Source organism: Paracoccus sp. (in: a-proteobacteria) (assembly GCF_046462195.1).
Classification (GTDB): domain Bacteria; phylum Pseudomonadota; class Alphaproteobacteria; order Rhodobacterales; family Rhodobacteraceae; genus Paracoccus.
Window position 1 is genome coordinate 1 of record NZ_JBKGUN010000151.1, and the last position, 5,072, is coordinate 5,072.

The 5,072-nt window shown below is 63.7% G+C and carries 4 protein-coding genes; all 4 read left to right on the forward strand.

Going from position 1 to position 5,072, the window contains the following annotated elements; all coding sequences use genetic code 11:
• The first annotated feature begins 17 nt into the window (after nt 1–17).
• The 4 genes from queF (at nt 18) to ACLHHB_RS09795 (ending at nt 4,916) form a co-directional block, all read left to right on the forward strand.
• A complete protein-coding gene (queF, locus tag ACLHHB_RS09780; protein ID WP_410218097.1) occupies nt 18–458 on the forward strand; it encodes a preQ(1) synthase in 441 nt (146 codons plus the stop codon).
• Between the two features lie 153 nt (nt 459–611).
• Complete coding sequence (gene ileS, locus ACLHHB_RS09785) at nt 612–3,542, forward strand: isoleucine--tRNA ligase (RefSeq protein WP_410218094.1); 2,931 nt, start codon at nt 612–614, stop codon at nt 3,540–3,542.
• The gene (locus tag ACLHHB_RS09790) at nt 3,461–3,799 is read left to right on the forward strand and encodes a DUF3253 domain-containing protein (RefSeq protein ID WP_410218095.1); all 339 of its coding nucleotides are present in this window, start codon (nt 3,461–3,463) and stop codon (nt 3,797–3,799) included. The genes ileS and ACLHHB_RS09790 overlap by 82 nt, the downstream gene beginning before the upstream one ends.
• A 115-nt stretch (nt 3,800–3,914) precedes the next feature.
• Nucleotides 3,915–4,916: a hypothetical protein gene (locus ACLHHB_RS09795; protein WP_410218096.1), complete on the forward strand. Its 1,002-nt coding sequence runs from the start codon at nt 3,915–3,917 to the stop codon at nt 4,914–4,916.
• Nucleotides 4,917–5,072 lie beyond the last annotated feature (156 nt).

A 5,072-nucleotide genomic window follows, 5' to 3' on the forward strand; every position in this document is an offset into this window, starting at 1 on the left:
GCCATTACACCGAAGCCCTGACCCAGCTTGGCGCCAATGCCCCCTTGCCGCAATCGCCTGAAGAGGCCGTGCTGGAACGGGTGCCGAACCCGCAGCCGGGCGAGGCCTATGTGGTCCGTTTCACCCAGCCCGAGTTCACCAGCCTTTGTCCGCTGACGGGCCAGCCCGACTTTGCGCATCTGGTGATCGACTATGTGCCGGGCGACTGGCTGGTCGAATCCAAGTCGCTGAAGCTGTTCCTGGGCAGCTTCCGCAACCACGGCGCCTTTCACGAAGACTGCACCGTGGGCATCGGCAAGCGGCTGGTCGCGCTGCTGGATCCGCGCTGGCTGCGCATCGGCGGATACTGGTATCCGCGTGGCGGCATGCCCATCGACGTCTTTTGGCAGACGGGCGCCGTTCCCGAAGGCGTCTGGCTGCCCGACCAGGGCGTTGCGGGCTATCGCGGCCGCGGCTGAAGGGGCGCTTGCGGGGGCGGGCCGGCGTTTCTATAGAGGGCGCATGGATTTTGCGGGCTTTGTCATACGAATTAGCGGCCCGGTGGCGTGAGGTTTCGCGCTGCCGGGATGCGCATGCTTTTTCGAACCGACTGCCGACCCTGAGGAACGCCCATGAGCGCCGAAACCCCCGACTATCGCGACACTGTCTTCTTGCCCCAGACCGATTTTCCGATGCGCGCGGGCCTGCCGCAGCGCGAGCCCGAGTGGCTGGAACGTTGGGCGCGGATCGGCGTTTATGACCGGCTGCGCGAGAAGGCCCAAGGGCGTGCGCCCTTTGTGCTGCATGATGGACCGCCCTATGCGAACGGGCATCTGCATATCGGCCACGCGCTGAACAAGACGATCAAGGACATCATCGTGCGCAGTCACCAGATGATGGGCCGTGACGCGCGCTATGTTCCCGGCTGGGACTGCCACGGGCTGCCGATCGAATGGAAAATAGAGGAAAAGTACCGCAACGAGGGCCGCGACAAGGATGCGGTCGACGTGGTCGAGTTCCGGCAGGAATGCCGTCGTTTTGCCGATGAATGGGTCGACATCCAGCGCGAGGAGTTCCAGCGCCTGGGCATCACCGGCAAGTGGGATGATCCCTATCTGACCATGGATTTCCATGCCGAGGCGGTGATCGCGGCCGAATTCATGAAGCTGTTGATGAACGGCTCACTCTACCAAGGATCGAAGCCCGTGATGTGGTCGCCGGTTGAAAAGACGGCGCTGGCCGAGGCCGAGGTCGAATACCACGACCACACCAGCCACACGATCTGGGTGAGGTTTCCGGTCGCCTCGCAGTCCGGGTTCGCGGAACTGGACGGCTGCATGCGCAGCGATCTGCTGGAGGCCGCGGTCGTGATCTGGACCACGACGCCTTGGACGATTCCGCAGAACCGCGCTGTCGCCTATAACCCGACCATCGCCTATGGCCTGTATCAGGTCGAGGCCGTGGCCGAGAATGCGACGGGACAGGCGGGCGAGACCGTGGTGTTGGCCGATGCGCTGGCCGAGGGCGTGATGAAATCCGCCAAGGTCGAGGGTTTCACGCGGCTGCGCGAGGTGTCCGCTGATGAACTGGCAAGCCTGACGCTGGCCCATCCCCTGCGCGGGGTCGAAGGGGGCGCGGCCGAATGGGATTATGATGTTCCCATGCTGCCGGGCGATCATGTCACGGACGAGGCGGGCACGGGCTTTGTCCATACCGCGCCCAGCCACGGCGACGATGACTATCAGCTGGGTCTGCGCTTCAAGCTGCCCATGACCTACAATGTCGAGCCGGATGGCTCCTATCGCAAGGATCTGCCGCTGTTCGGCGGCGAGGCGATCATCGCCCCCGACGGCAAGGATGGCCCGGCCAATGTCAGCGTCATCAAGCAGTTGGCCTGGGCGGGCGCGCTTCTGGCCAAGGGCAAGATCAAGCACAGCTATCCGCACAGCTGGCGGTCCAAGGCGCCGCTGATCTATCGCAACACTCCGCAATGGTTCGCCGCCATCGACAAGGCACTGGACGACGGGATGGGCCAGCACGGCGACACGATCCGCTCGCGGGCGCTGACCTCGATCGACAAGCTGGTCAAGTGGTGGCCGCAGACGGGGCGGAACCGCATCCATTCGATGGTCGAGAACCGCCCCGACTGGGTTCTGTCGCGCCAGCGGGCCTGGGGCGTGCCGCTGACCTGCTTCGTGAAAAAAGGTGCGAAACCGACGGACGCCGATTTCCTGTTGCGTGACGCACAGGTGAACGAACGCATCATCGCGGCCTTTGAACAGGACGGCGCGGATGTCTGGTACCGCGCGGGCTTCAAGGCGCAGATGCTGGACGGGATCGTGAACCCGGAGGATTACGAGCAGGTCATGGACGTGTTGGACGTGTGGTTCGACAGCGGCTCGACCCATGCCTTCGTGCTGCGCGACCGGGCCGATGGCGCGCCCGACGGGATTGCGGATGTCTATCTAGAGGGCACGGACCAGCATCGCGGCTGGTTCCAGTCATCGCTGTTGCAGGCCAGCGCGACCAAGGGCCGTGCGCCTTACCGCAATGTGGTTACGCATGGCTTCACGCTGGACGAGAAGGGCATGAAGATGTCCAAGTCGCTTGGCAACACGATCGTGCCTGCCAAGGTCATCGAGCAATACGGCGCGGACATCCTGCGCCTGTGGGTGGCGCAGGCGGATTACACCGCCGACCAGCGCATCGGACCTGAGATCCTGAAAGGGACGGCCGACAGCTATCGCCGGCTGCGCAACACGCTGCGCTTCCTCTTGGGCGCCCTGGCGGAGTGGGACGAGGCCGAGCGGTTGCCGGCCAACGACATGCCCGAACTGGAGCAGTGGGTGCTGCACCGGCTGGCGCAGCTGGATCACCAGGTCCGCAAGGGCTACGAGACCTTCGATTTCCAGGGCGTCTTCCAGACGCTGTTCCAGTTCTGCACGGTGGACCTGTCGGCCTTCTATTTCGACATCCGCAAGGACGCGCTGTATTGCGACGCGCCCGACAGTCCGCGCCGCCGGGCCGCGCGGACCGTGCTGGATATCCTGTATCACCGGCTGGTGGCATGGCTGGCGCCGATCCTGCCCTTCACCATGGAAGATGTCTGGCTGTCGCGCTTCCCGTCCGAGGACGACAGCGTGCATCTGCACGACTTCCCGGAAACGCCGGCCGACTGGCTGAACGAGCCTTTGGCCGCGAAATGGGACCATGTGCGGCGCGCCCGTCGCGTCGTGACCGCAGCTTTGGAGGTCAAGCGGACCGACAAGACCATCGGCGCGAGCCTCGAGGCCGCACCCGTCGTCCATGTGGAGGATGCCGAGATGCTGGCGGCGCTGAAATCAGTGGCCTTTGCCGATATCTGCATCACCTCGGATCTGTCGCTGACGCGGGATCCGGTTCCCACCGAGGCCTTCCGCATGTCCGAGGCCCCCGGCATCGGCGTGGTCTTCGAAACGGCCGATGGTGAGAAATGCCAGCGATGCTGGAGGATCCTGCCCGACGTGGGAACGCATCGCCATCCCGGCGTCTGCGCCCGCTGCGACGAGGTTTTGTCGGCCTGACCCGGACCGACCTGCGCAAGGCGATCCTTGCGCAGGTCGGGTCCCTTCGTCCAGGCACGACCTGCTGTCCCAGCCAGATCGCCCGCGCCGCTGCAGCGGACTGGCGGCCGCTGATGCAGCCTGTCCGTGACGAGGCCACCCATCTGGCCCAGCAAGGGTTGATCCGCATCCTGCAGAAGGGCAGAGAGGTTTCGTTGACTGAACTGCACGGTCCCATTCGTCTGGCACCCCCTTTGCCGGGGCATGACCGGAAGTGATGGCATTCCCGCAGGCAACGTGATCCGCCTGTCGGGCCGAGATCAAAGCCAGTGTGTCTGGATATTTTCCTCCCGTCATGGTTGTTGGGCATGAAGATGCATTCAAGGGATCGCCATGGCTTCGCAGTGCAATGTGACACCCAATCTGCTGATCGTGGCTCAAGCTGGGCGGCTGGAATACGAGGCGGTGATCTGTCTGGCCAGCCTGCGGCAGAATGTCCCGGACTGGAGCGGCCGGATCATTGTGGCGGAGCCCCGACCAGAGGGGGCTTGGGCGGGGCATGAGGTGGCAATTTCCTCCCCATGCCGCGACCTGATCGAAGCCTTGGGCGGAACGATCCTGCCTTTCACCGCACGCCATTTCGGCGCGTCCTATCCGCAAGGGAACAAGATCGAGGCTCTTGCGCTGCTTCCCCAACAACAGCCTTTTCTTTTCCTTGACACGGACACGCTGATCAAAGGCCCACTGGACCAGGTCGCCTTTGATTTCGAGCGACCGTCTGCTTCGATGCGGCGCGAAGGAACGTGGCCACAGCCGCCCCTTTATGGCCCCGGCCATGGGGCGATCTGGCAGTCGATCTATGACCGTTTCGGGCTGGAGTTTCCGTCGTCACTGGATCTGTCGCAGCCGGACGAGCATTGGGAACGCTATCTGTATTTCAATGCAGGCTGGTTCTTCGGTGCCGATCCCGCAGTCTTCGGCCAGCGCTTTCTGGGCTGGGCGCTGGCTCTGCGGGATGCCCCGCATGATGAACTGGCCTGTCAGATCATGGATCCGTGGCTGGACCAGATCGTGTTGCCCCTAGTCATCCACAGCCTGGGGGGCGGTCGTCCGGGGCCCGAACTGGAGGGCATGGATGGCGATATCACCTGTCATTATCGCAAGCTGCCGCTGCTTTATGCGCGCGAGAACGAGCATACCATGGCGGTGCTGGAAAACGCGATTTCGGCCAAGGAAATCAGGCGCGTTCTTCGCGAATGGGAGCCGGCGCGCAGGCTGGTTTATCAAGAGAAAGGGCGTCAGAAGGTGCGCCCGATGTTTTCCGACCTGACAAAGCCGCTTCCGGAAAAGCAGGTTCGCAACCAGTTGAAGGTGAAAGGGTGGTGGCTGGTCTGATCACGCAGCCACAGGCCGGGGCAAGGCGCGCAGTGTGAAACAGTTCGGGGAACATGAGCTCAACGATCACCAGCAATCCCTATGGGGAAAGTGGTGGGCGACCCTGGAATCGAACCAGGCGTGGGTCTCCCCGGCGGAGTTACAGTCCGCTGCCGC